The sequence below is a fragment of the Pseudomonas sp. PA1(2017) genome, from assembly GCF_001945375.1.
Classification (GTDB): Bacteria; Pseudomonadota; Gammaproteobacteria; order Pseudomonadales; family Pseudomonadaceae; genus Aquipseudomonas.
Map to the genome: position 1 here is coordinate 276211 of NZ_MSXU01000010.1, position 732 is coordinate 276942.

Annotated in this window: 1 protein-coding gene; it reads left to right on the forward strand. The window is 62.0% G+C overall.

Going from position 1 to position 732, the window contains the following annotated elements:
* On the forward strand, positions 1 to 732 hold a 732-nt coding region (locus BVH01_RS15685), incomplete at both ends, for a Calx-beta domain-containing protein (RefSeq protein ID WP_305883367.1).

Genomic DNA, 732 nt, shown 5'->3' on the forward strand with positions numbered 1-732 from the left:
TTCGGCTGTGGACAGCACCGGTGGCCAGGTCGACGAAGGCGACAATGCCGTGTTCACCGTCAACCTGAGCAATGCCAGCAGCACGCCGACCACCTTCAGCCTCGCGCTTAACCCGGGTACCGCGACGGCGGGTAGTGACTACAACGGCACGCTGACCAACCAGAGTTTCAGCAATGGCGTGACCTACAACGCCGCTAACGGAACCGTTACCGTGCCAGCGGGCGTCACCAGCTTCACCGTCACCGTTCCCACGCTCGACGACACCGTCTTCGAACCGACCGAAACCTTCAACCTGACCGTTGGTGGCAAGACCGGCACTGCGACCATCATCGACAACGATGCGGCGCCTACCGTTGGCACCGTCAGCTCGGCGGTCGACAGCACCGGTGGGCAAGTGGATGAAGGTGACAACGCCGTCTTCACCGTCAACCTGACCAACGCCAGCAGCACGCCGACTACGTTTAGCCTGGCGTTGAATGCGGGCACCGCGACGGCCGGCAGTGACTACAACGGCACGCTCACCAACCAAAGCTTCAGCAATGGCGTGACCTACAACGCCGCCAACGGAACCGTAACCGTGCCGGCGGGCGTCACCAGCTTCACGGTTACCGTGCCGACCATCAATGACACCGTTTTCGAGCCAACCGAAACCTTTACGCTGACCGTAGGCGGCAAGACCGGTACGGCCACGATCATCGACAACGATACGGCGCCGACTGTCAGCACCGTCAG